This is a genomic window from Stenotrophomonas maltophilia group sp. RNC7, from assembly GCF_030910085.1.
In the GTDB taxonomy this organism is placed as follows: domain Bacteria; phylum Pseudomonadota; class Gammaproteobacteria; order Xanthomonadales; family Xanthomonadaceae; genus Stenotrophomonas; species Stenotrophomonas sepilia.
Genome location: NZ_JAVFVN010000688.1, coordinates 1 through 345, shown reverse-complemented (window position 1 = coordinate 345; position 345 = coordinate 1). Strand labels below are relative to the sequence as shown.

Annotated in this window: 1 protein-coding gene; it reads right to left on the bottom strand. The window is 70.1% G+C overall.

All coding sequences use genetic code 11. From position 1 onward, the window contains the following. Nucleotides 1-41: 41 nt before the first annotated feature. On the bottom strand, nucleotides 42-345 hold a 304-nt coding region (locus RCF13_RS14710; protein WP_308141291.1), incomplete at its 5' end, for a ketopantoate reductase C-terminal domain-containing protein.

The window sequence follows — 345 nt, the reverse complement described above, 5'->3', positions numbered from 1 at the left end:
CGGTCCGCGGCGAAAAGGAATGGCGGGCAGGGTAACGCGCTTTAGCGGTCGGGCAAACCGCGCTGGCGCAGATGGGCCTGGAGGCGGGCGAGCAAGGTTCCCAGGCGCGGCAGCGGTAGTCCCAGGCGCTGCCCGTGCTGGCAGGCGTAGCCGAGCAGGTAGCCGATTTCCGTGCGCCGGCCGCGGGTGACGTCCTGATGCATCGAGGAATAGTTGGCCGCGGTGGCGTCGATCACCGCCCGGACATCCTCCAGCAGGCTCCTGGCGGCGGCGTCGTAGCCGCTGGCGTGGAGCAACTGGCCGAGTTCGTCGCAAAGCGCGGCGATCTCTTCCGGGTGCTGCCGC